At 63.6% G+C, this 1,332-nt stretch carries 2 protein-coding genes; one reads left to right on the top strand and one right to left on the bottom strand.

Translation table 11 applies throughout. From position 1 onward, the window contains the following. A partial coding sequence (locus A9W96_RS33375) for a glycosyltransferase (protein WP_231999728.1) occupies positions 1-135 on the bottom strand: 135 nt, incomplete at its 3' end. Positions 136-462: 327 nt separating this feature from the next. Between A9W96_RS33375 and A9W96_RS33370 the strand changes: the two genes are divergently transcribed. Beyond that, the coding region (locus tag A9W96_RS33370; RefSeq protein WP_082972394.1) for a glycosyltransferase at positions 463-1,332 on the top strand (870 nt) is incomplete at its 3' end.

Genomic DNA, 1,332 nt, shown 5'->3' with positions numbered 1-1,332 from the left:
TGACTCGACGCAATCGACCATGTCGGGAGCGCCCGCCATACTCACGTCATGCCCGCGGCGAACCAATTCACGGCCGATCGTTAGGTACGGCTCGACCTCGCCACGCGTTCCCCAATTTGCCAGCACAAACTTCATCGCGGTCATGACTGTTCGATTCCCTGGCGCATCGTCGGATTGCAAGCGGCGGCCCACGCCCTCGGCCCAGACGACCGCAGCATAACCGGACACCCAGTGCTAGTTCAGCGAGTTGCGCTGACTCACGGAACCCGTTGGCAATGTGGGCGGCGGACGCCGAAACCTGCCGTCGCCGCGGAGCCATGTCTAGGCTCTGGCTCTACCGGAGATGTGGGCACCGGGGCTGTGGCCGGCCGTGGGTACGTCGACCCGCGTCGTCGGCATTTGGCTCGGTTCGGGAACGATACGTCGCCGGGCGGCGCGACAACCGAAAGTTTGAGATCCGCAATGAGATTTGTGTTGGCGAGCTACGGGACTCGAGGCGATATCGAGCCCTGTGCCGCCGTCGGCCGTGAGTTGCTGCGCAGGGGCCACGAAGTGTGCATGGCCGTCCCGCCCGACTTGATTCCGTTCGTCGAATCGGCCGGGCTCGCGGCGGTTGCTTACGGCACGGACACCCGTGCGTACATGGCCGCACAGCGCAGATTCTGGACATGTTTTTTTCGGAGCTTCTGGAGGATTCGAGATCTGATCAGGTTCGGGCTCCAGGTGTCGGCGCTATCGATCCAGTGCTGGACGGAGGTGTGCGCGACGTTGACATCGCTGGCGGACGGAGCCGATCTGCTGTTCACCACCATTCCGTGCGAGCAGGCCGCAGCCAATGTCGCCGAGCACTACGGCATTCCGCTGGTCACCCTGCACTACTACCCGGTACGGCCCAACGGACGGTTGATCCCGCTATTGCCCGGACCCATCGCGCGCTTCGCGATGAAGGTATCCAAGTGGCTGTCTTGGCGCATGAACAAGGGCTTCGAGGACGCACATCGCCGTGAGCTAGGTCTGCCCAAGTCGACAAGCCCTACGCACCGGCGAATCGCCGAGCGCCATTCGCTGGAAATCCAGGCCTACGATGACTTTTGTTTCCCGGGGTTGGCCGCCGAATGGAAGAAGTGGAATGGCCGACGGCCCTTTGTGGGTGCGCTGGCGATGAACCTCTCCACAGACGCCGACGACGAGGCGCGGGACTGGATAGCCGCGGGGGCACCGCCCATTTGCTTCGCCTTCGGCAGCATACCGGTGCAATCTCCGGCCTTCACGGCCGAAATGATCAGCGCGGCCTGCGCAGAATTGGGGGAGCGGGCACTGATTTGCGCCGGC

The organism is Mycobacterium sp. 1245852.3, from assembly GCF_001669335.1.
Classification (GTDB): Bacteria; Actinomycetota; Actinomycetes; order Mycobacteriales; family Mycobacteriaceae; genus Mycobacterium; species Mycobacterium europaeum_A.
The sequence above is the reverse complement of the archived record's forward strand: the minus strand, read 5'-3'. Positions and strand labels throughout refer to the sequence as shown.